Genomic DNA, 214 nt, shown 5'->3' with positions numbered 1-214 from the left:
ATCGTGATAGTCACGGTCTGCACCGCGCCGTCGCCGATCGCCACGTTATAGGTCTGGGTGAGGGTCTGGCCTTCACCGAGGAACTGCAACGCGGTGTTGTTCACCGCGAAGTTCCAGCCCAGCGAGCCGCTGCCCGTGCCGGTGCTGTCGCTCAGTGGATCGGTGGTGAAGCTGCCCAGATAACCGGAAGCGCCCGGCGTGACGGTGACGCTGT

The 214-nt window shown here is 64.5% G+C and carries 1 protein-coding gene; it reads right to left on the bottom strand.

The features are described from left to right. A partial coding sequence (locus BK662_RS36045; RefSeq protein WP_259695972.1) for a VCBS domain-containing protein occupies positions 1 to 214 on the bottom strand: 214 nt, incomplete at both ends.

Origin of the sequence: Pseudomonas frederiksbergensis (assembly GCF_003732275.1) — a bacterium.
Lineage (GTDB): Bacteria > Pseudomonadota > Gammaproteobacteria > Pseudomonadales > Pseudomonadaceae > Aquipseudomonas > Aquipseudomonas frederiksbergensis_H.
Note: the sequence above shows the minus strand (reverse complement) of the source record. Positions and strands in the feature narration are given on the sequence as shown.